Here is a 26,237-nt window from a genome sequence, read left to right as displayed (position 1 = left end):
GCAGGCACATTAACACTCAATGTATTTGCATGTTTTGGTGGCAATGTTTTTAAAAACCGCGTTCAGGAGATGTTAAAATCAACAATCAGACAACAAGCTTTAAAAGACAGGTTAGCAATAAGTGAACTGGAATTTGAATTGCTTAATAACCGTTTGTTAAAGCAATTTACAACGGTGGATTTTACAAGGGTAAAGACATTGCACATTTTTTTGCCCATCCTGGAAAAAAGAGAACCCAATACATTTTTACTAATCGAATGGCTGTCAGAAAAACATCCTGAAATTAAAATAATTGTTCCTAAAGCTGATTTTGGAACCGCTTTAATGACAAATCACGAATATTTAGGTCCAAACGATTTAAAGAAAAACCTTTACAATATTTTAGAGCCACAACAAGGCGTTATCCACAATGGGGATGTTGACTTGGTTATGGTTCCGTTGTTAGCTTTTGATAAAAGAGGCTACCGGGTGGGTTACGGAAAAGGTTTCTACGACCGATTTCTCGAAAATTTAAATGCTCAAAAAATAGGCTTATCTTTGCTGCCTGCAATTGATAAAATTGATGATGTGACAGAACGGGACATCAGGTTAGATTTTTGCATTACACCAACAGAAATTATTAAATTCTAAGCTTTGCATCATGGCGCACGAAATCGTAATTAAAACTGAAAAACAATACGAAGAGAACATGATCGCCGTGTTTGAATTGCAGGAAAAGGAAGAACTTACTGCCGAAGATTTGAAGCAAATAGAATTAATGCTGAAGGCCGGTGAAAAATACGAGGCAGAGCATTTATAGTTTATCAATCCATTTCCAGCAACACCGGACAATGATCTGAGTGGATTGCATCGGGTAAAATCCTTACATTCCTAAGTCTTTTCTCCATCGGCTTTGTTGCCAGATGATAATCAATTCGCCAACCCAGATTTTTGCCTCTTGCGCCTGCACGGTAACTCCACCAGGTATAGTGATGCGGATCCTTGTTAAAATGCCTGAAGGCATCTATAAAACCGTTCTCTAAAAATAACTGCATCCACTCTCTTTCCTCTGGCAAAAATCCCGAAGAGTTTGCGTTTGATTTTGGGTTGTGAATATCCATCGCTGTGTGGCAAATGTTGTAATCGCCACTCACAATTAAATTAGGTATTTCTTTACGCAGCTCGCCAATATATGAATCAAAAAACCGCATAAATTCGTACTTTTTACTTTGTCGCTCATCACCACTGGAACCCGATGGCATGTACAAACTCATCAGGGAGAAATCATTAAAATCTGCCCGCAAAATTCTACCTTCTTTATCAATCCACTCCTCGCCACAGCCGTATTCGACGTGGTTTGGCTTTATCTTACTCAAAATTGCGACACCGCTGTATCCTTTTTTCTCTGCCGGAAACCAATAATGATGGTAGCCAAGTTGTTCAATTAAGCCAATGATTTCGGAAATTTGATCAGGCATCGCTTTAACTTCCTGCAAACAAACCATATCGGCATTAGTAGCCTGTAACCACCCGAAAAAATTCTTAGCACTCGCTGCCCTAATTCCATTAACATTGTAAGAGATGATCTTCATATTAAACTAGTGCGTTAAAACCGTCGACTTATTTTCAACGAAACCCTGAGCCAACTGTTTCTCGAGTTTTCTTGCTTCCCGTTTTTTCAAAATCGTAATGTCCATCTTCACATCTTGTTTAGGGCGATTATTCTTATCGGTCGGCAATACAGCAATCTTATCAACCATGTCCAAACCCAAAACAATTTCGCCATAAACGGTGTAATTTCTGTCTAAATGAGGCACTCCGCCTAAAGTTTTATAAACCTGCCTTTGGTATTCAGGAATTTTAAACTTAAGTCTTTTTTCTTCTAACGTATTTAACTGTTCATCGGTAAAAACTTTTCCCTGCACCAAATAAAACTGACTTCCGCTTGATGCCTTTTCTGGATTATTATCTCTCGCTGCAGCCAAAACGCCTTTTTTGTGAAACAAGCTGTCTCGAAATTCTGCTGGAATGGTGTACTTGGGTCCACCCTCTCCAAGCAGCGAATCAGGTTTAGCATTTCTCGAATCAGGGTCGCCGCCCTGAATCATAAAATCTTTTATTACCCTGTGAAACAAGGTGCCATTGTAATAGCCTTCCTTAGTTAATTTTAAGAAGTTATCCCTGTGGAGGGGCGTTTCATTATACAGCTTAACAATGCACTCTCCAAATTCAGTTTTTATTCTGATGTATTGATTTTTCGGTTTCGCCGCAAAGGCAGAAATCATAGAAAAGGTACAGACAAGTAATAACAATCTCTTCATTTCATTCGTGTTTGAAGCTAAATTAAACTAAAAAATGAAATTCAATAAATAAAATGGCCTGTTATTCGATTAATTTTGCTTTACCTTTGCACTAATGAAGTTCAAACAAAAAATAGCACTGTATTTGGCCGCACTCTATGTGGTTAGTGTTATGGGTTTGGCTTTGAGTTTGCATTTCTGCGGTGGTAAACTCGAGAATGTAAAGCTGTTCAGCAATGTTGTTTCTTGCAAGTTTTGTGCAGATATACCTTCTGAAAGGATAAAGGATGATGGTTGTTGCAAAAACACACAAGTAACAGTTAAGGTAAAAGATAGCCACCAAACGGCTGCCAAGGTTGAAATGCCGAAATTGTTTTCCGTTCAGCTTTTCTTACATCCACCTGTGCTTGATTTTTTGAGCAACATTACCCCCGCTTTTTTAAACAAAATCAGCAATAAGGCGCCCCCACTTTCCTCGCAGGTTGCGCTACATATTTTCAATTGTATTTTTAGGAATTAGGATTATCCATTTCCCTTTGATGCGCCAGCATTTCGATGGGACAATGCAACATTTTCTTAAATTCTAATTTCAAAAGCAATGAAAACTATAAAAATTTTTAGCATTATTATGCTATTCCTGGCCGTTGAGGCTTCGGCACAACAGATTACTAAAGTAGATTTACAGGTAACTGGTTTAACTTGTTCAATGTGTTCAAATGCCACACAAAAATCTTTGGAAACATTGGGCTTTATCAATTCGGTAAAACCAGATTTAAATAAAAATATCTTCGTTTTAACGTTCAAAAAAGGCGCCGACATCAACCTGGATATGGTGCGCAAAAAGGTGCAGGATGCTGGCTTTTCTGTTGGCGGCTTAACTGCAGATTTTTCTTTTAACCAGGTAAAAGTCGATGATAAAGGCCAGGCAATTGTTGACGGCAATGTGTATCGATTCATCAACGCGAAAAACAAAACATTAAACGGCCCGGTAAAAGCCTCAGTTATCGATAAGAATTTTATCTCGAGTTCAGCATTTAAAAAACAAGCTGCAACAGTAAATTCTGATGCCTACGCAAATGGCACTGCTATAGTTAACGGAAAGAAAATCCGTGTTTATCATTTGGTTCTTTCTTAAGATGAGAAGGTTTTTATTAATGCCGCTGATTCTTTTTGGCGCCTTTAACATCGCTTTTGGGCAGGAATTATATGTATTTACAGAACCTGCCAGCAATATGCCAACCAAATCTATAGGTTTAAGGCTAACCAATGAGGGGATGAACAACCCTGAATTTATGATCAGAACTATACCAGAGGTGATGGTTGGTTTCAATAAAAACCTGATGATGCATGCCCAGGGCTTTTTATCTGATATGGATGGAAAATATCGATTGGAAGGCGGAAGTTTGTATGCAAAATACCGATTTTTGTCCATTGATGAAACGCATAGTCATTTCAGGGCTGCCGCTTTCGGAAGAATAAGCACGAGTAAAAGGCCAACCTTTACCCGGGATATTAACCTGGAAGGCGACAACAGCGGCACGCAGGGCGGTTTAATTTTCACGCAGCTTTTACACAAACTTGCGCTATCGGCCACGCTGGGTTATGCGCACGCGTTCAAGGATGCCGGCAAACAAATAGCAGGAATGCCGAGTCCGGGCAACATGTTCTCATACAGTTTATCCTCAGGCTACCTGGTTTTGCCGCTCGTTTATAAAAATTACAAGGAGCCAAACTTTAATCTGTATTTCGAAATGCTGGGCAAAACAGACCCAAGTTCTGGAGAATCGTATTTGGATTTAGCGCCCGCCGTTCAGGTTATTTTGAATAGCACCACCCGAATAGATTTAGGTTACCGCTTTCAGGCTACCGGAAATATGGCGAACCGGTATACCAAAAACATGTATTTGCTAAGAGCAGAATTTAATTTTTTTAATGTTTTAAAGTAATCAGAATGAAAAAGATTATCACAATGATGGCGATAATAGCCATTTCAAGTACTAAAATACTTTTCGCACAAAGTAAAACCGATGCGTCTTTCAATCAGTTATTATCGACTTATTACGAGGTGAAAAATGCCCTTGCTGCCGATAAAAAAGAACTCGCAGTGCAGAAAGCTAAAACACTTTCAGCTAAAGTAGATGCTGTTCCGCATAAGGATTTACCTGCAACACAGCATACCCTGTGGATGGAACAGGCTAAAATTGTTAAAGCTAAAGCCACAGAATTAGCTAGCGGAAAAGATATCAAGGCCCAGAGAAAAGCGTTTGAAGGTATCTCTTATGCCATGATTAAAACGATTAGAAATATCAAATTCAATAATACCACAGTTTATATCCAGCATTGCCCAATGGCGAAAGCGAGTTGGTTAAATGAAAAAGAGGCCATCGAAAATCCGTATTATGGGAGCATGATGTTTGATTGCGGCGACGTTACCGAAACCATAAAAGCAAAATAAATGAATCTCCATATAAAAAATATGGTGTGCAACCGCTGCAAAATGGTGGTTAAAACCGAGCTGGAAAAGCTTGGTTTTAACCCCGTTTCGGTTGAGCTGGGTGAAGTCGTATTAGCGGATGCGGTGACTGAAAATGATAAGACCTTAATTGCCGAAAGGCTAAATTATTTTGGTTTTGAATTGCTGGAGGATAGAAAAACTCAAATTGCCGAACAGGTTAAAACGACGATTATCGATCTTGTACATTATACCAAAGAGCCCCTCAAAGCTAACCTTTCTTCTTATTTAAGCGGGCAGCTACACCTGGAGTATGCGCAGTTAAGCGCTGTTTTTTCGGAGGTTGAAAATCAAACCATAGAGAAATATTTCATTGCACAAAAGATAGAAAAAGCGAAAGAAATGCTCACCTATGGCGAACTTACTTTGAGTGAAATTGCTTATCAACTTAGTTACAGCAGCGTTGCACATCTTTCTGCGCAGTTTAAAAAAGTTAGCGGACTAACTCCATCCGCCTATAAAAAGCAAACATCCGGTAAAAGAAAAACGCTCGATGAGATTTAAACAAACGTTGTAAAGTTTAATCGGAAACGGTTTGGCTTTTCTTAACTTACATCAAGCGCAGTAGATAAAATATTGACGTAATTTATAAAAAATACAATTATGCCAACTTTGTCACAATTCAGAAACTTCACTCAGCGTTTGCCAAAAACGGATCTTATGCCAACCATTTTCATCGGTCATGGCTCGCCAATGAATGGCATTGAAAACAATGAGTATAGCCAGACTTGGAGTGCTTTGGCGAAAAACATCCCCGTTCCAACAGCGGTATTGGTTGTATCGGCACACTGGTACACGCACGGAACTTTTGTTACAGCAATGGATTTTCCATCAACTATCCATGATTTTGGAGGATTTCCTCAAGCGCTTTTTGATGTACAGTACCCGGCACCCGGCGATGCGAAGCTCGCTGCAGAAATTCCAGGCTTGGTTACAAGCACCCAGGTTGGTTTAGATCATGATTGGGGTTTAGACCATGGCACCTGGACGGTGGTGAGACATATGTACCCGGATGCTAATATTCCTATTCTCCAATTAAGCATTGATTATACTAAATCCCCGGAACAACATTACGAACTTGCCCGGGAAATTTATGCGCTTCGAAAAAAAGGTGTTTTGATACTTGGCAGCGGAAATATGGTACATAACCTCCGCATGTTAAGCTGGGAAATGATTGATGGCGGCGGCTATGATTGGGCTCTGGAAATGAACGATAAGTTTAAAAACCTAATCTCAAATGGCGACCACAAGCCGTTGATTAACTACCAAAAGCTAGGTGCCGACGCAATGCTGGCCATCCCTACACCAGAACACTACTTGCCCTTAATATATAACCTGGGGTTAAAAAACGAAAAGGAAGATGTTTCTTTTTTTAACGATAAGGCTGTTGGCGGCTCGTTAACAATGACATCTGTTTTTGTGGGTTAACACCGCAGAAGCCACACCGCTATTTTGTGCCAAGAACAATGTCTTCGTTTATAAACCCGATTGGATGAATGCCGCCGCTTTGCCAAATAACCAGCAGAGGAAGAACTGCGGCAGAAAGGAAAGCGGGGCTGCTTTCGCCGATGGAATACTCAACAAACCTTTCCAAAAAAACAGATTTGCATAATATTGTTTCATGGAAGCCTGGCTCATATTCTATAATTTGTTAAGAAAATTCTATAACATTTTTTGTTTATTCTGTAACTGTTCTGGCTTACTTAAAAGTTAAATTTGTATAAAAAATTTATCATGACACATACTTATCAACTTACCGGCATGACCTGTGGTGGTTGCGAAAATAAAGTTAAAAGCAACCTGTTGGTTCTGCCTGAAATAACAGCTGTCGAAGTTTCCAAAGAAAGCAATTCAGCGACGATTAGCATGGCCAAACACCTTAATATAGATGCGTTGCAGCAGGCTTTGGGTGGCCCACAAAGTAAATATCAAATCTCTGCAATGGCGCAGAGCGAAATCGAGGAAGAGGCAAAATCGTGGGTTGAAACTTACAAACCAATCTTGTTGATTTTTGGCTATGTTACGGCAATTTCCTTGATCGCAGCCTGGCAAAACAGCAGCATAAACGTTATGGTTTTTATGCGGGTGTTCATGGCTGGCTTCTTTTTAACATTCTCTTTTTTTAAAATGCTCGGTTTAAAATCGTTCGCCGAGAGCTATGCGATGTACGACATTGTAGCCAAAAAGTTTAGTGGCTGGGGCTATGTTTATGCATTTATCGAATTAGCGCTGGGCTTAAGTTTCGCTATAAATTTATCGCCGGTGGTTGTAAACTGGTTTACGCTGATTGTAATGACAGTGAGCATTTTTGGTGTTTTAGAAAGTGTGCTGAACAAGAAAAAGATTCAATGTGCATGCCTTGGAGCCGTTTTCAATTTGCCGATGAGTACGGTTACGATTGTAGAAGATGCAATTATGATTGCGATGAGCGCTGCGATGTTGGTACTAATGTAGATTAGAATTTTACCATGAATGCTGGCGCCTGCTTGTAAAAGCTAACCCCTGTGAATGGTGGTTTTAATGTGCGCCAAATGGTGTTTTCCATGCCAGGCGTACATGCCTAACATGTGAGCTAAAGTGAATTTTTTGCCCTGAGCCGGATGAATATACCGGCGTTGATAATCCTCCATCTTCAACGTTTTTAAAAATGAAATCAATCGTTGATGCACAGCTTTTAGAAGTAGTACAGACATTTCTATGTCGCCATTTTTAGCCTCTTCAGTTTCGGCCCAAAGTTCTTCATGATATGGCCTGATGACGGGAACTTCTTCGGTAATCGCTAGTTTAAAACGAATGTAAGCATTCATATGGCTATCCGGAAGATGATGAATTACCTGTTTCACGGTCCAGCCGCCAGGGCGATAAGTTTCGTTTAAGAGTTCAGCATTTATATTTTCAGTTGCATTTCTGACCTGTTCAGGTAGCGCCTCGATTTCTGAAATCCAAATTTTCGATTGCTTTTCATCGAAAACCTCTGGCATGGTGAATTGCCCGATTGGATATTTGAGTTGTTCCAAATCCATGCAACCAAATTAGCAATTTAATTATAATTGACTAAGAATATGCGGAACTATTTACTAAAGTGTTTGATAGATTGAGGTTCGAAGTCTACAGCCGTAGGCCAGTATTACATTAACTTTTTTAACCACTTTAGCAGTCCCATTTTTTCCCTGTAGGGAGGATAAATCATTTTTGTCATGCCGAATTTGGATTGGAAGAAGACCGCCTTTTCGTGCGAGAAGTTTTTAAAGCCAAAAATCCCGTGGCAGCTTCCAATTCCGCTACTATTTACTCCGCCGAAGGGCAAATTTGGATTGCTGATATGAACCAAAACATCATTAATGCAGGTTCCGCCAGAAGCAGTTTCCCTAATTATTTTTTTCTGCGTTTCCCGGCGATCAGAAAAAATGTAAAGTGCTAATGGTTTATCTTTTGCGTTAACAAAATCGATGGCTTGCTGCAAATCTTTGTAGGTTAACACAGGTAAAACCGGACCAAAGATTTCTTCCTTCATTAGTGCATTATCAAGATTAACCGAAGTAAAAATTGTTGGATTAATTGTAAGGTTTTCTTCGTTTATCTCGCCGCCAAATTCCAACGTTGCGCCACCCTCTGCAGCATTTTTAATTAATTTGCTTAACCTATCAAAATGCTTTTTATTGATGATTTTGCCATAAACACTGTTGTCAATCTCACCGTTTAAATAAAACATCTTTTGCGTTGCAGCTTTATAATGCCTTATAAATTCGGCTTCAAGTTGCTCATCAATTAAGACATAATCAGGAGCGATACAGGTTTGTCCGGCGTTAACCAGTTTACCCCACGAAATTTTCTCTGCAGCTTTTTTTATGTTTACGGTATTATCAATTATCACCGGTGATTTACCCCCTAATTCCAAAGTAACGGAGCTTAGGTTTTTGGCTGCAGCTGCCATTACCAATTTTCCAATTTCGGTACTTCCGGTAAAGAAAATATGGTCGAAAGGAAGTTTAAGCAATGCCGAAGAAAGTTCTGCATCGCCCTCAAAACAAGCGATTTCGTGAATATCAAACGTTGCAGATATAATTTTATTAACAACAGACGAGGTGGCGGCGCTTAATTCTGATGGTTTGACAATTGCACAATTCCCTGCTGAAATTGCCGAAATAAGTGGGCTCATAATAAGCTGAAGCGGATAATTCCATGGCGCAATAATCAGGCAAACACCCTTTGGTTCGTAATAAATTCTATTCGTAGCAAAGAGATTACTCCAAGTTTTATTAACCGATTTCGGCTTCATCCAGCTTGCGAGATTTTTAATTGCATGATCTATCTCGGCATAAGTGAAAAATAATTCTGTAACAGCAGTTTCAAATCTGTTTTTCCGTAAATCCGTCTGCAAAGCGAGGTAAATTTCTTCTTCAGAATCTACCAAAGCCCGCTTCAATAGCTTTAATTTGGAAATACGTAGCTTTGCATCAGGTTTCATCAATTCGAGCTTATGCTTTTGTTGTAATCCGAAAATTGAATTTATTTTTTCTTCCATATTACTGTTGTTTTCCTGAGCCATTAGAAAGATATATAAAGCTTTCGAAAAAGTTAAAATCACCTCTTGCTCAGCACTAAATTTAGCGAAAATCATGTCATTTCATTAAAAATTCATTCATTTAAAGCATATTGCGAATAATTAAAATTCCCGCTAATGAAAAAATTGTTTTGTGTTTTTGCGTTCTTGATTCCGCTGATTATCCATGCCCAAACCACTAAAACGGATGTTCTGATCTTGGGTAACAGCAATGCTGCCTTCGCAGCCGGAGTTCAAGCGTCACAATCGGGAGCAAGCACTACAATTTTAACACAGCGTGATGGTTTTAACTTAACTGATTTTAAAAGCTGGCCATTAGGAGGCGTGAAACAAGCATTTGAGAAAAACGCAAGAAAATCCTCAAAACTTGCAGATGATGTTGCTTTGCCAGAATTTACGAAACAAATGGTAAACGCCATTATTAAAAAGTGGGCGGACAGTTCCAAGTTTTTAAGTGTAATTAATAATCTCCAGTACTACGAAGTTAAACGCTCTGGAAATGGCTGGGAGTTAAAGCTAACCCCAGAAAAAAGCATAAAGGCTAAGGTTTTAATCGTAACAGATAACATCGACAAAATTCTTCCTTCACTAAAAATCCAGACCTTAAACCCTTCTGAGACAGCTAAGATTAATTATGCAGAGAACCTGTACAAAACCACGGTGGCTGGTATAAGCGGTAGTGCCAAATTTCTTCCTCTTCAAAATTTGCTCATCGAAAACCAGGAAAATATGCTATACATCAGAGCGGATAATTTTGAAATTGGGCAAACGGCTGGCGTAACGGCTGCAAAAACTGTGCTTTTGAAAAGCAAAACCAGTCTGTCTAATCTGAAAGGAATTCAAAAAGAATTATTGAGCAATAAGCTTCCGCTGATGCCTTTTGAAGATGTGAAAATAACCGATTCTAATTGGCTTGCAATACAGAAAATCGGTATAACAGGGATTTTGAAAGCAGTTCTTAAGGATGATAAATGTTTGTTCAACGCTGAAAAGAATGTTACATACGATGAAATAAAACAGCCGCTTAAAGATTATTACTACAAAGCGCAAATTTGGTTCGATGACCATCAAAATGTTCATATTGACCTGGAAAACACAATTTCTTTGGCTTGTTATGTTGGCAATAAATCTGTTGAAGCCACAAAAATTGAATTGCAAAACAAGTGGAATAAATCTTACAAGTTTCAGTCTAAATATGACCTTAAAAGAATCTTAACCCGCAGGGAATTTTCAGTTATTGTAAACGACTATCTAAAGCCGTTCGATGACGTCAACGTCGACAGGTCTGGGCGTGTGATAAGGTAGGCTTCCTTACTGAATTATTCGTTAACTCGAATTCGGCATTTCCGTTTTGCACAAAAACTTGGAATACACGGAAACAATGGGTATTCCTTTCTCTGTGCCCTCCGTGCTTCTGTGGCAAAATATTTGAGGCCATTAATAGTCCCTTTCTATGCCACAGAAACACAGAATACACTGAAAAATCTTTATACCTTTTCTCTGTACGCTCTGTGCTTCTGTGGCAAAAATATTTTAGGGTGTTAATAGTTCCTGTTTTTGCCCCAGAAACACGGAATACACGGAAACAATCTATATTCCTTTCTCTGTGTATCCGAGCCTCTGTGGCAAAAATATGTTAGGGCGTTATAGTTTCTGTTTTGCCACAGAAACACAGAATACACGGAAACAATCTGTATACTGCTGTGTAACGGCGGTCTTTTGTACTAAAAATTCAATCGTTTTCGTTAAGGGTATAACTTTTTTTATTGGTGGCCAAACTAAGCGTTGTAACATTTCCATTTCCTTGCCACTTTAGCAGCCGCATTCTCTAAATTGCAGCATCCAAACAAAAACTTATGAAGAAATATTTACTTTTCGTTTTGCTTTGTGCAGGCGAATATACATTTGCGCAACAAATCGGTCCGCTAACGGTCGAAAAAATTATGCGAGACCCGAAATGGATGGGAATAGCACCAACGAATTTCCGGTGGACAGCAGATAGCAAAACTTTATATTTCAACTGGAATCCTGAAAATAAAGCAAAGGAGGATCTATATAAAATTTCGACTTCGGCCGGCAAGCCCATCAAAGCAATTGATAAAGAAGATGAAAAACTACTTAGCCAAACATACACCTACAACAAAGACAAATCGCTCGGACTCACAGAGAAAAGCGGAGATCTTTATCTGCAGAATCTGAAAACGAAGAAAGAAACAAGGTTAACAAACACCATGGAAAGAGAAAGCAGCCCTGTTTTTTTGAAAAATGGCGATGTTGTTTATCAATTGGGAGATAACCTGTTCCAACTTAATCTGAAAACGGCTGAAACCAAACAAATAACCAATTTTGTTAAAGGCAAGGCTGTGGGGAGAACGCCGGCAAAACTGGCGACGGAACAGGATACTTGGCTGAAAACGCAGCAAATAGAATTATTTGACATTATTAAAAAGAGAAATGCAGAGAACCGTGGCGGCGGGAGTCGCGGGGGCAGAGGTCGGTTTGGAGCTTTATCTGCAGATAACAAATCTTTGAAACCACTTTACACAGATGAAAGATTTTTAAACGGGGTTGTCGTTAGTCCGGATGGACATTTTGTAACTTACAAACTAACGGCGCCAGCTCAAAACAACCGCAACACTATCGTTCCGAACTATGTTACCGCATCAGGTTACACAGAAGATATAACTGGTAGAACCAAAGTTGGAGAAAGCGAAAGTGTTTCTCAGGGCTTTATTTACGATACGCAAAAGGATTCTGTTTACGCCATTCAGACAGCAACCATTCCGGGTGTGAAAGACATACCCGATTTCTATAAAGAATATCCAAAAGTACTGGACTCGCTTAAAAAGAAAAATGAAGATAGACTGGTTAATTTATTCGGGCCATCGTGGAATGAAAGCGGAAGCATGGCGATAATGGTGGCCACTTCTACCGACAATAAAGACCGTTGGATTTTGAAATTGGATGCCTCTACAGGAAAATTTAACCTCATCGACCGCCAGCATGATGAGGCCTGGATTGGTGGTCCGGGCATCAGTGGTTTTTTTCAGGGCAGTACCGGATGGATCGACGACAATCGCTTTTACTATCAAAGTGAAGCAACGGGATATTCACATTTGTATGTGGTAAATGTTTCTACCGGCGATAAAAAACAAATAACTTCCGGGAAATGGGAAGTGCAATCCGTTCAGTTATCAAAAGATAAAAGTACCTTTTATTTCGAAGCGAATAAAGAGCATCCGGGCGTTACAAATTTCTTTAAAATTGGCGTAAACGGTGGCGAACCGGTTCAAATCACCACGATGAAAGGTTTAAATGATATTACCCTTTCGCCTGATGAAAAATACCTGGCCATCAATTATTCTTACATGAATAAGCCTGGGGAGTTGTACATCCAGGCGAATAAGGCTGGTGCAAAAGCACTAAAAATTACGCAATCTACTTCAGCAGAATTTAATTCTTACAAATGGCGGGAGCCGGATATGGTTTCTTTTAATAATCGTTACGGAGCAGCTGTTTATGCAAGGGTCTATAAAAGTGATAATCCGAACCCAAACCATCCTGCTGTGGTTTTTGTCCACGGTGCAGGCTATTTGCAGAACGTACATTTTGGCTGGAGCACCTATTTCCGCGAATTTATGTTTAATAATTTGCTGGCAGATAATGGCTATACCGTAATTGATATCGATTATACCGGTAGCTCGGGCTATGGCCGCGACCATAGAACAGGCATTTATCGCCATATGGGTGGAAAAGACTTGACTGACCAGGTGGACGGCGTTAAATTTTTAGTCGACAAATATGGCGTAAATCCTAAACATGTGGGTTTGTATGGTGGCTCATATGGTGGATTCATCACATTAATGGCCATGTTTAACGAATCGGATGTTTTCGCAAGCGGAGCCGCCTTGCGTTCGGTAACAGATTGGGCACACTACAACCATGGTTACACCTCAAACATTTTGAATGAGCCATTTAACGACCCAATTGCATACAAACAAAGTTCTCCAATTTACTTTGCCGATAAGTTAAAAGGAAACTTACTGATGGCGCATGGAATGGTGGATGTGAATGTCCATTTCCAAGATATTGTCCGCATCTCTCAGCGCTTCATCGAGCTTGGGAAGAACAATTGGGAGTTGGCTGTTTATCCTGTTGAAGACCATGGATTTATTGAGCCAAGCAGTTGGACAGATGAGTACAAAAGGATATTTAAGTTGTACGAGAACACATTGAAGAAATAACGTCCAATCCCTCTTGATTTAGGTTGAGAGGGATTCTTATTCCGTCGACAGAAGTACGACGGCAATGAAATCAAGGAATGAGTGCTTAAAAACGGCAACTAACTAAGCTCAAAATCATCATCGAATTGAATCCAAAATATCAATAGTAAACAATTATACTTCATAAAAAGATTATAGTTTTTAACTATAACGTCATCAATAAATACAATTAACAAATAATAATTCCGGGTTGATTAGGAGATGTTTTCGCCGTACCTTTGCGCTATAAAATTAAAGACAAAAAGATTATGGCAATAGTAGGTAAAAAATTTCCGAGTGTTAGTATTGATGCGATGTCAGACATGGGTGATGACTTGAAAATCAACGTATTTGAAGAGGCTGTAAACAAAAATAGTAAAGTGTTATTATTCTGGTATCCAAAAGATTTTACTTTTGTTTGCCCTACAGAATTACACGCTTTCCAAGCTGCTTTACCTGAGTTTGAAAAAAGAAATACAATTGTAATTGGTGCATCTTGCGATACTAACGAAGTTCATTTCGCATGGTTAAATACACCGAAAGATAACGGTGGTATTGAAGGTGTTACTTACCCCATTTTAGCTGATACGCACAGACAATTATCTGGAATTTTAGATATTCTGGATCAAGAAGTTAGCTATGACGAAGAAGGAAATGAATCTTTTTCAGGTTCAAATGTTTCCTTCAGAGCAACATACTTAATTGACGAAACTGGTAAGGTTTTCCACGAGAGCGTTAACGATATGCCATTGGGCAGAAATGTTAAAGAATATTTACGTTTAATTGATGCTTACGCTCACGTTCAAAAACATGGCGAGGTTTGTCCTGCAAACTGGGAAGAAGGAAAAGAAGCAATGAACGCAAACAGAAGCGGCGTTGCTGAATATTTAGCAGCTAACTAATAAAACAAAACGTTATGTTTTTAGAATTAACAGAAGACAATCTTCAACAATATTTAGCCGATAACCCGAAAGTTATGGTTCAGTATGCTGCCTCATGGTGCGGCAATTGCAGAATCATGAAGCCGAAATTTAAAAAGCTGGCTGCTGAAAATGAAGACGTAGCTTTCTTAATTGTTGATGCCGAGAAACTTCCAAACTCACGCAAATTTGCGAACGTTGATAACTTACCAACTTTCGCGGCTTTTAACGGTGGTAATTTGGTAGACCAGGTGCAGACTAACAAAGCAGAAGGTTTGATTGAATTATTTAATAAAATAAAATAATGAAAATTCCAGTTATAAGACAATTATTTCAAAATACAACTCCTGCTCAACTGGAGACAACTTTAGAGGTTTTAGAAGCTTTCTGCGAATTTAGAGGCGTTAGCGAACATGAAGTTGACGTTGCCGGCGAAATGATTACGAATATCTGTGGTGCACTTGAAGTACATCAAATGGTTGGCGACGGTGCAGCTGAAAAGGATGCACTAAATGCTTTTGGCCAAAAAGTTATGGGGTCAATTGATAGATAAATTTTTCTAATCAGACTCTTAAATAAAAAAACCCTTTGCAGAACAAATCTGCAAAGGGTTTTTTTTATTTCTATTTATCGAAATTCTAAAAAGTTTTCCTTGGATAGAAAGGGATTGCGTCTGTTAGAAATGACTCATAAAAAATGCTAAGCCAAATTTCTTCCTGCATTTACGATTCCAAAAACCGTTCTGACGGCCAACTTCTCTAAAGCCGCCTGGTCTTTTTCATTTTGATTGTGTTGCAATTTCTCTAAGGCGAAATGCTGTATAAGCACCAGGGGCAAAATAATTTTTTCCCGCGTAGCGATAGATTTCTTATCAACAGGATAATTTGCCATCAGCGTTTCCTGCCCCGAAAGTTTCAAAAGCATCTCTTTCGTTAACTCGAATTCGTTATGTAGTTGCGTCCAAAAAGCACCGAACTCTTTGTCGTTTGCCAAATGCGCAGTAATTACAAAATCTGATTTGCTCATGCTCATCATGCAATTATCAACGATTGTTTTCAGGTAATCAGAAGCTTCGTAAACCTTAACCACCTTATCCCAGTTGCCCGCATTTTCCTGGTTCTTCATTGCGGTGCCCATGCCGTAAAATCCGGGTACATTTTGCTTCAACATGCTCCAGGCGGTTACAAAACTAATTGCTCGCAAATCTTCAAGTTTCATGGCGCCGCCACCATTTCGTTTTACCGGGCGAGAACTAATATTTGCCTGAGAAAGTAACTTTAATGGCGAAAGCTTTTCGAGATAGCTTACAAAAAGCGAATGTTCCCGCAGGTCGACAAAGGCTTTATAACCATCTTCGGCCATTGCATCGAGCAATTGCTTGTTTTCTGGATCTAAAAGTACATTGTGCTTTTCTTTCAAGCCTGAAGAAATTCCTGCATTGATTAACTGTTCAATATTAAACTCTGCGCTTTCAATAGAACCGTATTGAGAACTTATCGTTTGTCCCTGTACTGTTAACTGGATGTTTTTATTGGCTATTTCTTTGCCCATTGATGCGTAGAAACGATGGGTTTTTCCACCACCCCGAGACGGCGGACCGCCGCGGCCATCGAAAAATGCCAGTTGAATGTTGTGTTTTTTTGAAATCTCCGAAAGTGATGTCTTCCCATTAAAAATAGACCAGTTAGCCATTAAATAACCGCCATCTTTTGTACTGTCAGAATAACCAAGCATAATATCTTGCTTGTTGCCACGACTAGCCAGGTGTGCTTTGTAAAAAGGATTGCTGTACAGCGTATCCATAATTGCTGCAGCCCCTTTTAAGTCGTTAACGGTTTCAAAAAGCGGCACAAAATCTATGGTTAAACCGTCTTTGCTCCATCCATTCCAAAGGAAAAGCTCAATCAGTTGCAGTATGTCGCTTGCCTGCTGGCAGTTACTAATAATGAACCTGTGACAGGCTTTTTCGCCGTTACGTTTCTGAATACCCTTTATTTCCTTTATGGTCTGAATCGTATCTTCAATCAGGGCATCGGCGTCTGTAACATAAACCGGGGTAGCCTCTTTAAACGATATCAGGCTCAATTTTTCAGCTTCAGATAATTTGTCATAATCTTCAGGATACAATGAAGAAATAGGTTTATTCTGACGACAATAAGCATGAACACTTCTTAACACTCTGCTATCCTGGCGGATATCCAAGGAGGCAAAATAGTTTCCGTATAAATCAATTTTGCGAATCAAATCATTCACCAAATCAACGAATAAACCGTCATGTTCTTTTAATAGCGTTTCTTTAATCTGATTCAGATTTTCACGCAATTCATCAGAAATGTCGTGCAGTTCGCAAGTTTGGTCGAAAGCGTTTTTATAGAGTACATCATGCAAAAGGCTAATATTTTCCTCCACGCCCCTGAATGTAATTCTTCGTTTTATAACCCTGAAATCTCGATAATAGCACCGGAAAAGGATTTGACGCAGCATTTTCGAAACTTCAAGCGTGGTGTCGGCATGAATATTTGGATTGCCATCTCTATCACCACCCGGCCAAAATCCCAACTCTAAAATTTTCTTTGTTTCCAGGTTATACTCATCAAGATTCTGATCTATTTCTTCCTGAATATTAGCCGCAGCGAAGTAAAACGTATTTTCTAAAAACCAGGCAAGGTTTAATGCCTCGTCTACAGGCGTAGGCGATTTTTTATTGAAAAACGGCGTTTTGCCCAACTGCTGCAACAAAGAGTTCATTGATGTTATATCATTATCTCTAATCGCTTTTGTTAAATCGGTAATTATCGCAAGTACGCTGCCAGGATAAAACTGAGTTGGGTGTGCAGTTAAAACCAAACGCAATGAAAGCTCGTCAATCAATTTCTCGATTTTCGCCAGCATTGGCTTATTATCCGCATTCTTTTTAAGGATAAACGCAAGGGTACTCTGCTCGTCGGTCGTATTTAATTTAGTGAAAGATGCATCTTCAACAGCATCGAATAATACAACCTGCCGCTCTATATATTGGATAAACCGAAAAAGTAAATCGATGATGTCTTTACGTTCAGTGTAGCTTGTATATTTAGTAAAAAATTCTTCGATAATTTGAGCAGGCTTTTGCCCATTCTGAATTCCTTCTTCACAACTTTTAAAAAATAAGGGCAACAATGTGCCTGTATCCTTAATCTTATAAAATGGAAGTGTTAAAAACAGGCTGTTAAAAAGCTCAAATTTCGAAATGACTTCGTTATTGAAAATGGATTCTCGCTGTGATGTTAAACGGAGTTTCGGCATAGCTTAAGCAATAGTTTTGTATACTGTAATACTACAAAAAATGCTTAAGGTATTAAAATTCTAAGGATTACAATTTGGAAAATTGCAGAATAAATTTTAATTTTAAAATCTTATTTGGCTACTCGATAGCTAAGTAAGAACATTTGCAATGTTTAAGGGCATTGCATTGATTGTTAATTTTTTGGGTTAAAACAGCCGATGTAATAAAATACACCGGCTGTTTTTAGTTTATGGTATTATTTTTAATAATTTGTTACAAATTTTAGTGTGCATCAGTCACAATATTTGCATTTTTCTTAAATTTTTGCAGATACAATAGCGGTATTGAAAACAACATAATTAATCCTGCAACCCAGTACGCATCGTTGTAAGTTAAGAGCATGGTTTGCTTAATTACCGAGCCTTCAATGGCTTTCATTGCCATTAATTTTGCATCCATAAAAGAAGATCCTCTGGCCATAAAATTATGTACCAAACCATTCAGTTTCTGCGTAAAAGCCGGGTTGTAGTCGTTTATATTGCTTAACAAATTACTCCTGTGGAAACCTGCACGCACGTGAATAAGCGTTGTTAGTGCTGCAATTCCAAAAGAACCGCCCAACTGCCTGCTCATGTTATTTAAACCTGAGCCCTGGCCAATTTCTGGTCCTGATAAATCCTGCATGGCCAGCGTTGTTAACGGAACGAACAACAGCGCCATACCAAAACCCCTGATAACTAAAGGCCAGAAGAAATCGCCCGTTCCTGATGCCAACGTCGATTTGCTCAACATCCAGCAGAAAACGAAAAATAAAAACATGCCGCCCGTAGCCATAAACTGTGCCGGTACGCCTTTTTTTAGCATAATACCAATAAATGGCATCATAGAAATGGTACAAATACCGCCGGCAATAAATAGTTTCCCGGTTTGCAAAGGCGTAAAGCCTAAAAGATTTTGTGCAAAGACTGGAAAAACGAACACAGAACCGTACAAGCCAAACCCCAAAATAAATGAGGTAAACATCCCGATTGAGAAACTGCGCTTCTTCATTATCTTAAGGTTTACAATTGGGAATTCGGTACTCGTTTCCCGCCAGATAAAAAGTAGCAAACCAAAAACCGATAATACTGCCAGTGCAACAATGTAAGGCGTAGAGAACCAATCTTCGCTCTCGCCTTTTTCCAACAGCGTTTGTAAACTTCCTACCGCAACAGCTAATAACCCAATTCCCCACCAATCAACAGGTTTACCCTGCCCATCTTTGGGCGTCTCTCGAATAAAGGTTATCGTACAGTATGCGGCGAGTATCCCGACGGGAATATTTACGTAAAATATCCACGGCCAATCTGCTATTTCCAAAATGTAGCCACCTATTGTTGGGCCCACCGTTGGACCAACAACAGCGCCCAAACCGAACAATGCTGTTGCAATACCAACATCTTCACGTGGCCAGGTTTCAATTAAAATAGCTTGCGCTGTTGATATTAAACCGCCTCCTGCCAAGCCCTGTACAATCCTGAACAAAATAAGTTCGTTTAAAGATGTTGCGTTACCGCATAAAAACGAAACCAGGGTAAAGACAATAATAGAGGTTAAGAAATAATTTTTACGCCCGAAACGACTTCCCAGCCAACCCGACATCGGGAGGATGATAACATTCGCAACGGCATAACCAGTAGATAACCAGGCCACATCTTCAAGCGTTGCGCCCAGGTTTCCCTGTATTTGAGGAATTGCCACGTTTACAATGGTTGTATCAATCAACTCCAATAACGAAGCCGTGATAACCGTAAAGGTGATAATCCACTTTTTTAAACCTACTTCGGCCATTTTAATATTAGTTTGTAGAAACGGAAGCTTTAACGCTCATTCCGGGGCGCAATTTTGCCAACATTTCTTTAGATGGATGAATTTTAATTTTAACCGGAATACGTTGAACCACTTTAACAAAGTTACCCGTAGCATTATCAGGAGGCAATAAAGAGCCTTTAGCACCAGTAATTGGAGAGAAATTATAAACTTCTCCTTCAATTTTTTGGTCTGGATAAGCATCAACTTCAATTTCTACTTTCGAACCCGACTTAATTTTCTCGAGCTGAGTTTCTTTAAAATTAGCCGTTACGTAAATGCTTCCATCGTTAACCACAGAAAACAAAGCCTGGCCTGCCTGAACCAGTTGTCCTTTTTGAACATTCTTTTTAGAAACAATGCCCGAAGCAGGTGCCTTAATATCAGTATACGATAACTGCAGTTTAGCAAAATCGATATCACTTTGGCGCTGGCTGATTACGTTACTGCTAACCGCCAGTTGCGATTGCGTTGTACCAACTTGTTTTACTGCTGCATTATATTGATCCTGAGCCGCCTGATAAGCCGCTTGTGCAGATTCCTGAGTGGCTTTGGCCTGGTCGAAAGCTTGTTGCGTAATAGAACCATCTTTAACCAGATTTGCATAACGTGCATAATCTTTATTTGCAAGATTTAATTTAACCCTCGCAGCTGCAACGTTTGCCCTTGCAGTGCTTGTGTTTGCTTCAGTTGCAATAATTTGCGATTGAGCAACACCAACACCTGCGCTAGCACCCTTTTGGCCCGATTGTGCCTGCTCCAGCTTAACCTTATAATCATTATCGTCGAGCTTAACTAAAATCTGGCCTTCATTGACATGCGTGTTTTCTTCAAAATTGATATCCTTCACATAACCGCCAACACGAGCAACAACAGGACTTATGTCTCCATCAATTTGCGCATCATCCGTATCAACATGCTTGCTGTAATAATTCCATTCTACGATACCAAAAACGATACCTATTATTAGTAAAACACCTAAAATGATGGGCACTACTATATTCTTCTTTTTCTTTTCAGTTGTCATTGCTGTATTTATTGCGTTATTTTTCCTGTTGATTTTAGTAAGGTATAATATGCTAAGCCGGCATCAGCTTTAGCAATTTCTAAGTTTATTTTAGCTTGATATAATAAGGTTTCCGCATCAATTCTATCAGTTACAGATGCTACATTATTTTTGTATTTTGATGCCAGTAATTTATCATTCTCTGTTGCCTGGGCAATTGAAGTTTCTAAAACCTGAATTTTATTTATTGCCACCTGATAGTTTTGAAAATTCCTGTTGATGTCTGTTTTTACATTATCAGATAAAACATCTTTTTGAAGCGTAATTTCACTTTGCTGAATTTTAGCTTCGCTTACTTTATTTCTGTTTGTCCACAAGCTGGCGATATTCCAGCTAACCGTAGCGCCTAAAGTAACCGGCATTAAATATTGATTTGCCGGCGGAATGAAGTTCCCGCTTGGATTGATGTAATATAGATTTGCGCCAACGCCTACAGTTGGTAATGTATTTGCTTTAACGGTTTTTACATTGTAATCTGCAATCTTGTTCTGCACGTCAAGTTGCTTCAATTCCTGGCGGTTTGCCATGGCTAAACCAATATACTCGCCCAAAGAACCTGCGGCTTTTAAGCCTGCACTTGGGTCGGTAATTTTTACTTCCGTATCTTCTGGTAAGCCCAAAAGAATATCGAGGTTGTAATTCACTATTTTACGGTTGCTTTCTATATCAAGCTGCGTAAGGGTAACATTTGCCTGTTGCAACTGAAAGCGTAAAACATCGTTTTTAGTAACAATTCCTTGTTCGAAAAACCTTTGAGACTGCTTTATTTGTGCCGCAATCGATTCTAAGTTCTGATCGATAACTTTTCTGCTCTGCTCAACCTTATATAAATTGTAATAGGTATTTATTACAGCGTAAGTTATTTCCTCCTTGCTTTTATCAGCATCCAACCGGGCAACATCAGCCAATAACCTGGTCGATTCTTTTGCATACTTTAATTTTCCGCCACCATAAACCAATTCCTGAACCGCTGCAGTACCCACAAAAGCATCTGCTCTTTTCGGCAATTGCAAGGAAGAACCACCTCCGGGTAAAGTAAAAGTAGTAGTCGGGATTTCTGCGTGGTTATAAAGGAAACTCGCATTTGCAGTTGGCAAGGCGTTATCTTTTACAACCTCTAACTGTGCAACAGCCTGATCTATTTTGTTTTGAGAGAGTTTTAAGTTTTTACTATTGGCTATGCCAAGTTCAATTGCCTGGTTTATATTTAATTCTTTAGTGCTTTGTGCAAATAAAGCCGCCGGAATTAATGATGCCGCAAGCATTAATCTAATCGATTTGGGTATCATTTTTTTGCTGTTAAATAAACTGTTGTTAAATCCTGCAGGTGTGCAATAACGCGTTCCTTTATAATTTTTTTATCTTTTGGGTTATTCAAATCAAAGTTGGAACACGGCACAACCTTATTTGGTGCGATAACAATATTGGTAATGGTGCCCATAATGGTAGCAATTACCATCCTTACATCCACTTTATTAAAGCTGCCATCTTCTATTCCGTCCGTTATAATCCTGTCGATAAGGAGCATATTCTGGCCCATCGCATCTTTGATTTTATCATACATTTCAGGTCTTTGAGTTAAAGACAACTCCCTGTGCATCATTTTATGAAAAGCTGTATTTGCAAGTATTCTGTTCGTATAACCTTCAATAACTTTGTGCAGTTTTTCTAATGATGAGATTTTGTCTTCGTTGATGATCCTTAACTGAGAAGCAAAACCGGCAATGCGGTTGTTCATAATCTCAATAAAAACACCTTCTTTAGAACCGAAATAATAATTAATCATTGCCATATTAGCCCCAGATTCTTTCGCTATCTGGCGGGTAGAAGTGCCTTCATAACCTGTTTCGCAAAACAGTTTTTCGGCAGCCTCAAGTATGGCTTGTTTTTTATCTATTTTTTCTGTCTTCATTTCTTTATAATGACACAAAATTAATCAAACGATTGATTAACTTCCAAATGTTTTGTTACATCTTTTACAATTCCTTGATAAAACACTAATTTTAGGTATAAATTCCTGTTCAGTATGAAAGTTTTAGGCGCATGTTTTGGTATAACTCTTGCCATTACGTTGTTTTGTTTCGCAAAAAACAGCAACGATAAACAGCAAAGCTGGATAAGAATCAATCTGCTTGGCTATACGCCCGCCTCCATTAAAGTTGCCGTTTGGGGCAGTAAAACAAATGAGGTTCCTGCTTATTTTGAAATCATCGAAAAAGAAACAAACCGTGTTGTTTATAAATCATCGAACATTAAAACTTTTAACGCATATGGTCCGTTCAGTAAAACTGCGAGGTTAAACTTTTCTGACTTTAAGGCTAGCGGAAGTTTCTTTTTGAAGGCCAACGGCATTACATCGCCATTAGTTTTAATTAATGACAGCGTTTACAAAGGTGCTGCAGATTTTTGCCTTCGATACATGCGCCAGCAAAGAAGTGGCTTTAATCCTTATTTAAAAGATAGTTGCCACACGCATGACGGTTTTGCGCTTTATGGCGCAAAGGCAGGAATTAAAGACAGCACTCATTTCAATGCTTCTGGTGGTTGGCACGATGCCAGTGATTATTTGCAGTATTCTACAACCTCGGCAAATGCCACCTACCATTTATTAATGGCTTACCGGGATTTTCCTTCGGTTTTTGAAGATGAGAAAAAGGCAGATGGTTTAGATGGAAAAAACGCAAAGCCCGATATTTTAGACGAAGCAAAGTGGGGTTTGGATTGGTTGTTAAAAATGCATCCTAAAGCAGATATCATGTTTAATCAGCTTGCAGATGATCGCGACCACATGGTAATGCGAATTCCGAAAGAAGACAGCCAGTATGGTAAAGGCTTCGAGCGACCGCTTTACTTTATGAATGGCGAACCGCAACAACGCGGAAAGTTTCTAAACGCCACGACAGGAACAAGTTCTACGGCTGCAAAATTTAGTAGCGCTTTTAGCTTGGGTGCCACTATTTTTAAATCCCAAGATAACATTTATGCGGAGTTGTTAGCTAAAAAAGCTAAAACAGCTTATCGGTTTGCGCTAAAGAAACCCGGCGTAACACAAACTGCATCCGTAAAATCGCCTTATATATATGCAGAAGATAATTGGGTTGATGACATGGAGCTTGCAGCAGCTGCATTAAATTTTGGAAAAAAGAAATTAGATCAGCAAGCGATTGCGAATGCGCTTAGCTATGCGGAAAAAGAAAAAATTACGCCCTGGATGCAGAAAGATACCGCAGCACATTATCAATATTATCCGTTTATAAATATTGGGCATAATGAACTGGCAAAACAGCTTACCGGAAATGATAAAGCTAACATTACCGGCTATTACAAAGCAGGTATAAACCAGGTTTGGAACCGTGCAAAAGAGAATGCTTTTTACCGGGGCATCCCCTTTATATGGTGCAGCAACAATTTAACGGTATCGTTCGCCATTCAATGTGGCTGGTACAAAGATTTAACAGGCGATGAAACTTTTGATGCGTTGGAACAGGCAAATTTCGATTGGCTTTTCGGTTGCAACCCTTGGGGTACAAGCATGGTTTATGGCCTACCAAACGGCGCAGATACCCCCGAAGACCCCCACTCTGCCTTTACACATTTGAAAAATTATCCAATAGATGGCGGTTTAGTTGACGGCCCTGTTTATACAAACATCTACAAAGGCCTTATTGGAATTACATTGGCAAATGAAGATGAGTATGAAGATTTCCAAAGCAATTTAGCGGTTTACCACGATGATTACGGCGATTATAGCACCAATGAACCAACCATGGACGGAACCGCATCATTAATTTACTTACTCGCAGCAAAGGAGGCGCAGGCAAGGCCAAAAAAGTTGGTGCCTCTGCAGCCAGAGGCGAAACCAAGTTTTTAGGCGCAACAGTTCGTGGCGATTCCAGCATCAAGAAATTAGCCCTGGTATTTACCGGTGATGAGTTTGCGGATGGAGGCGAAATCATTAGAAAAAGTTTAAATGACGATAATGTAAAAGCATCATTTTTCCTCACGGGAAATTTTTATAGGAACCCAGCTTACAAGGCGTTAATTGAAAGCCTTAAACGAGATGGGCATTATCTTGGGCCACATTCTGACAAACATTTGCTTTACTGCGACTGGACTAAAAGAGATAGCTTACTGGTTACGAAAGAACAATTTGAGAAAGATTTGGACGCAAACTACGTCGAACTGGCTCGATTTGGGATTAGTAAAGGTGACGCTCCGTTCTTTTTGCCGCCTTACGAATGGTACAATAAGAAGATAGCCGACTGGACAAAAGAGCAGGGCTCGAGTTTATTAAATTTTTCTCCAGGAACCCGTTCTAATGCAGATTACACCTATCCGCAATTAGGAAAAAGTTATAAAACTTCAGAAGAGATTTTTAGGTCGATTACGAGCTATAACGAATCCCATCCCAACGGATTAAATGGTTTCATTCTGCTGTTACATATTGGTACCGACCCTCAGCGAACTGATAAATTTTATGAAAAACTGCCACTGCTGATTAAATATTTAAAGAATAATGGTTATGAATTAAAAAAAATTGATGATTTATTAAGCCAATAGGTATTTATCACGAAACAAGTTTTAAAATAAATATTAACTTTGCCTCAAATAATTTAGAAAATGAGTACACAAGAAAATAGCAACAATAACTTCAACTGGCTTTATTATGCTTTAGGTTTGTTTTTCGGTATGCTAACAGGAGCCGTAATTACACAAAGCTATATTTTCGCTTTATTAGGTGGTGTTTTAGGTTTGCTAACCGCAGGCTTATTCTTAAATGCCATTGTAAAAGGTAGAAAATACTAGTCTTTGGTCGCTCAAAACATCCTATTTAGGCTTTAATAATTCAAATGAGCGTATTTGATTTAGAAATCACGTTTGCTCATTACTGATGAAAACAAACCATCTACAAATGAAAAATATCTTCATTGTTGTTTTCGTTCTTTTATGTTTTGGTAGCAAAGCACAAGAGGCAAACGGTGCCGATGTAAAATTTGCTCCTGCAGACCCTAGTCCGGCAGATATTGTTTACTTTCCTTTAAACGCAGCGAAAGTTAAAGCCGAAGATGCAACTAAACCGGTAATACGTGTTATTTACTCACGTCCACAAAAGAAGGGGCGGGAAATTTTTGGCGTACTGGAACAATTTGGAAAAGTCTGGCGTTTCGGCGCAAATGAAAGTACAGAAATTCAGTTCTTTAAAAAGGTAACCATAAGCGGAAAAAAAATTAAGCCGGGTGTATACAGCTTATTTGCAATTCCAAATAAAGATACCTGGACAATTATTATCAACTCGCAAACTGACCGATGGGGCGCTTTTACTTACGACCAGGGAAAAGATATTGTGCGGCTGAACGTCCCGGTAAAAACTTTAACAAAACCAATAGAATACTTTTCGATAACGTTTACACCACTAACAGGCGGCGCAACTTTAATTGCAGCCTGGGATAAAACACAAGTCGAGCTGCCAATTGCTTTTTAAGCTTTTAAAAATATTAAACAAAAAATGCTTCAGAATTCT

At 39.1% G+C, this 26,237-nt stretch carries 28 protein-coding genes; 18 read left to right on the top strand and 10 right to left on the bottom strand.

From position 1 onward, the window contains the following. Positions 1 to 69 precede the first annotated feature (69 nt). Together ASG14_RS01115 and ASG14_RS20150 are read left to right on the top strand one after the other, a co-directional pair. Positions 70 to 630 carry a 5-formyltetrahydrofolate cyclo-ligase gene (locus ASG14_RS01115; protein WP_056869229.1) on the top strand — a complete coding sequence of 187 codons (561 nt, stop codon included), beginning with the start codon at positions 70 to 72 and terminating at the stop codon, positions 628 to 630. Between the two features lie 10 nt (positions 631 to 640). Then, the gene (locus ASG14_RS20150; RefSeq protein WP_157274807.1) at positions 641 to 799 is read left to right on the top strand and encodes a hypothetical protein; all 159 of its coding nucleotides are present in this window, start codon (positions 641 to 643) and stop codon (positions 797 to 799) included. A 4-nt stretch (positions 800 to 803) separates the two neighbouring features. Here ASG14_RS20150 and ASG14_RS01110 read toward each other — a convergent pair whose 3' ends face one another. Both ASG14_RS01110 and ASG14_RS01105 read right to left on the bottom strand, forming a co-directional pair. After that, on the bottom strand, positions 804 to 1,571 hold the full coding sequence (locus ASG14_RS01110; RefSeq protein WP_056869228.1) for an exodeoxyribonuclease III: 768 nt from the start codon (positions 1,569 to 1,571) through the stop codon (positions 804 to 806). 6 nt (positions 1,572 to 1,577) lie between these two features. Beyond that, complete coding sequence (locus ASG14_RS01105; RefSeq protein ID WP_056869227.1) at positions 1,578 to 2,300, bottom strand: peptidylprolyl isomerase; 723 nt, start codon at positions 2,298 to 2,300, stop codon at positions 1,578 to 1,580. Between the two features lie 94 nt (positions 2,301 to 2,394). On the opposite strand from ASG14_RS01105, the gene ASG14_RS01100 reads away from it, so the two are divergent. The 6 genes from ASG14_RS01100 to ygiD all read left to right on the top strand — a co-directional run bounded on the left by ASG14_RS01100 (position 2,395) and on the right by ygiD (position 6,219). Continuing rightward, a complete protein-coding gene (locus ASG14_RS01100; protein ID WP_056869226.1) occupies positions 2,395 to 2,799 on the top strand; it encodes a hypothetical protein in 405 nt (134 codons plus the stop codon). A 78-nt stretch (positions 2,800 to 2,877) separates the two neighbouring features. Continuing rightward, on the top strand, positions 2,878 to 3,414 hold the full coding sequence (locus ASG14_RS01095; protein WP_056869225.1) for a heavy-metal-associated domain-containing protein: 537 nt from the start codon (positions 2,878 to 2,880) through the stop codon (positions 3,412 to 3,414). Between the two features lies 1 nt (position 3,415). After that, positions 3,416 to 4,225 carry a hypothetical protein gene (locus tag ASG14_RS01090; RefSeq protein ID WP_056869224.1) on the top strand — a complete coding sequence of 270 codons (810 nt, stop codon included), beginning with the start codon at positions 3,416 to 3,418 and terminating at the stop codon, positions 4,223 to 4,225. A 5-nt stretch (positions 4,226 to 4,230) separates the two neighbouring features. After that, positions 4,231 to 4,734 (top strand): DUF3347 domain-containing protein, encoded by a 504-nt coding sequence (locus ASG14_RS20145; RefSeq protein ID WP_056869223.1) that lies wholly within the window; start codon positions 4,231 to 4,233, stop codon positions 4,732 to 4,734. After that, on the top strand, positions 4,735 to 5,295 hold the full coding sequence (locus ASG14_RS20140) for an AraC family transcriptional regulator (RefSeq protein ID WP_056869222.1): 561 nt from the start codon (positions 4,735 to 4,737) through the stop codon (positions 5,293 to 5,295). Positions 5,296 to 5,394: 99 nt separating this feature from the next. Continuing rightward, positions 5,395 to 6,219: a 4,5-DOPA dioxygenase extradiol gene (gene ygiD, locus ASG14_RS01075; protein WP_056869221.1), complete on the top strand. Its 825-nt coding sequence runs from the start codon at positions 5,395 to 5,397 to the stop codon at positions 6,217 to 6,219. A gap of 19 nt (positions 6,220 to 6,238) precedes the next feature. Here the strand turns inward: ygiD and ASG14_RS20135 are convergent, their stop codons facing one another. After that, a complete protein-coding gene (locus tag ASG14_RS20135) occupies positions 6,239 to 6,385 on the bottom strand; it encodes a hypothetical protein (RefSeq protein WP_157274806.1) in 147 nt (48 codons plus the stop codon). Between the two features lie 140 nt (positions 6,386 to 6,525). On the opposite strand from ASG14_RS20135, the gene ASG14_RS01065 reads away from it, so the two are divergent. Further along, the gene (locus ASG14_RS01065; RefSeq protein ID WP_082491281.1) at positions 6,526 to 7,245 is read left to right on the top strand and encodes a heavy-metal-associated domain-containing protein; all 720 of its coding nucleotides are present in this window, start codon (positions 6,526 to 6,528) and stop codon (positions 7,243 to 7,245) included. A 41-nt stretch (positions 7,246 to 7,286) separates the two neighbouring features. Here ASG14_RS01065 and ASG14_RS01060 read toward each other — a convergent pair whose 3' ends face one another. Continuing rightward, positions 7,287 to 7,814, bottom strand: coding sequence for a YfiT family bacillithiol transferase (locus ASG14_RS01060; protein WP_056869219.1), 528 nt, complete (start codon positions 7,812 to 7,814; stop codon positions 7,287 to 7,289). A gap of 104 nt (positions 7,815 to 7,918) precedes the next feature. Continuing rightward, the gene (locus tag ASG14_RS01055) at positions 7,919 to 9,412 is read right to left on the bottom strand and encodes an aldehyde dehydrogenase family protein (RefSeq protein WP_235528477.1); all 1,494 of its coding nucleotides are present in this window, start codon (positions 9,410 to 9,412) and stop codon (positions 7,919 to 7,921) included. Between the two features lie 60 nt (positions 9,413 to 9,472). Between ASG14_RS01055 and ASG14_RS01050 the strand changes: the two genes are divergently transcribed. The 5 genes from ASG14_RS01050 to ASG14_RS01030 all read left to right on the top strand — a co-directional run bounded on the left by ASG14_RS01050 (position 9,473) and on the right by ASG14_RS01030 (position 15,090). Next, entirely contained in the window at positions 9,473 to 10,660 is a 1,188-nt protein-coding gene (locus ASG14_RS01050; protein WP_056869218.1) for a hypothetical protein, read from the top strand. Between the two features lie 551 nt (positions 10,661 to 11,211). Next, positions 11,212 to 13,599, top strand: coding sequence for a prolyl oligopeptidase family serine peptidase (locus tag ASG14_RS01045; RefSeq protein WP_056869217.1), 2,388 nt, complete (start codon positions 11,212 to 11,214; stop codon positions 13,597 to 13,599). A 287-nt stretch (positions 13,600 to 13,886) separates the two neighbouring features. Next, positions 13,887 to 14,519 (top strand): peroxiredoxin, encoded by a 633-nt coding sequence (locus ASG14_RS01040; protein ID WP_056869216.1) that lies wholly within the window; start codon positions 13,887 to 13,889, stop codon positions 14,517 to 14,519. Between the two features lie 14 nt (positions 14,520 to 14,533). Continuing rightward, entirely contained in the window at positions 14,534 to 14,842 is a 309-nt protein-coding gene (locus tag ASG14_RS01035; protein WP_056869215.1) for a co-chaperone YbbN, read from the top strand. Next, positions 14,842 to 15,090 carry a hypothetical protein gene (locus tag ASG14_RS01030; RefSeq protein WP_056869214.1) on the top strand — a complete coding sequence of 83 codons (249 nt, stop codon included), beginning with the start codon at positions 14,842 to 14,844 and terminating at the stop codon, positions 15,088 to 15,090. Before ASG14_RS01035 ends, ASG14_RS01030 begins: the two co-directional genes overlap by 1 nt. Positions 15,091 to 15,236: 146 nt before the next feature. On the opposite strand, the gene ASG14_RS01025 is transcribed toward ASG14_RS01030, so the two are convergent. The 5 genes from ASG14_RS01025 to ASG14_RS01005 form a co-directional block, all read right to left on the bottom strand. After that, positions 15,237 to 17,822 carry a phosphoenolpyruvate carboxylase gene (locus tag ASG14_RS01025; protein WP_056869213.1) on the bottom strand — a complete coding sequence of 862 codons (2,586 nt, stop codon included), beginning with the start codon at positions 17,820 to 17,822 and terminating at the stop codon, positions 15,237 to 15,239. Between the two features lie 262 nt (positions 17,823 to 18,084). After that, complete coding sequence (locus tag ASG14_RS01020; RefSeq protein ID WP_056869212.1) at positions 18,085 to 19,632, bottom strand: DHA2 family efflux MFS transporter permease subunit; 1,548 nt, start codon at positions 19,630 to 19,632, stop codon at positions 18,085 to 18,087. 7 nt (positions 19,633 to 19,639) lie between these two features. Continuing rightward, positions 19,640 to 20,677 (bottom strand): HlyD family secretion protein, encoded by a 1,038-nt coding sequence (locus ASG14_RS01015; RefSeq protein WP_056869211.1) that lies wholly within the window; start codon positions 20,675 to 20,677, stop codon positions 19,640 to 19,642. Positions 20,678 to 20,685: 8 nt separating this feature from the next. Continuing rightward, a complete protein-coding gene (locus ASG14_RS01010) occupies positions 20,686 to 22,005 on the bottom strand; it encodes a TolC family protein (protein ID WP_056869210.1) in 1,320 nt (439 codons plus the stop codon). Next, positions 22,002 to 22,628, bottom strand: a complete 627-nt coding sequence (locus ASG14_RS01005; protein ID WP_056869209.1) for a TetR/AcrR family transcriptional regulator — start codon at positions 22,626 to 22,628, stop codon at positions 22,002 to 22,004. Before ASG14_RS01005 ends, ASG14_RS01010 begins: the two co-directional genes overlap by 4 nt. Before the next feature lie 114 nt (positions 22,629 to 22,742). Here ASG14_RS01005 and ASG14_RS01000 point away from each other — a divergent pair, with 114 nt between their 5' ends. The 4 genes from ASG14_RS01000 to ASG14_RS00985 all read left to right on the top strand — a co-directional run bounded on the left by ASG14_RS01000 (position 22,743) and on the right by ASG14_RS00985 (position 26,198). Beyond that, the gene (locus ASG14_RS01000) at positions 22,743 to 24,587 is read left to right on the top strand and encodes a glycoside hydrolase family 9 protein (RefSeq protein ID WP_235528476.1); all 1,845 of its coding nucleotides are present in this window, start codon (positions 22,743 to 22,745) and stop codon (positions 24,585 to 24,587) included. Continuing rightward, positions 24,497 to 25,276, top strand: a complete 780-nt coding sequence (locus tag ASG14_RS20460) for a polysaccharide deacetylase family protein (protein ID WP_369817216.1) — start codon at positions 24,497 to 24,499, stop codon at positions 25,274 to 25,276. Before ASG14_RS01000 ends, ASG14_RS20460 begins: the two co-directional genes overlap by 91 nt. A 60-nt stretch (positions 25,277 to 25,336) precedes the next feature. Next, positions 25,337 to 25,522: a hypothetical protein gene (locus tag ASG14_RS00990; RefSeq protein ID WP_056869207.1), complete on the top strand. Its 186-nt coding sequence runs from the start codon at positions 25,337 to 25,339 to the stop codon at positions 25,520 to 25,522. A gap of 106 nt (positions 25,523 to 25,628) precedes the next feature. Next, complete coding sequence (locus tag ASG14_RS00985) at positions 25,629 to 26,198, top strand: DUF2911 domain-containing protein (RefSeq protein WP_056869206.1); 570 nt, start codon at positions 25,629 to 25,631, stop codon at positions 26,196 to 26,198. Positions 26,199 to 26,237: the final 39 nt, after the last annotated feature.

Origin of the sequence: Pedobacter sp. Leaf194 (assembly GCF_001423945.1) — a bacterium.
In the GTDB taxonomy this organism is placed as follows: domain Bacteria; phylum Bacteroidota; class Bacteroidia; order Sphingobacteriales; family Sphingobacteriaceae; genus Pedobacter.
The sequence above is the reverse complement of the archived record's forward strand: the minus strand, read 5'-3'. Positions and strand labels throughout refer to the sequence as shown.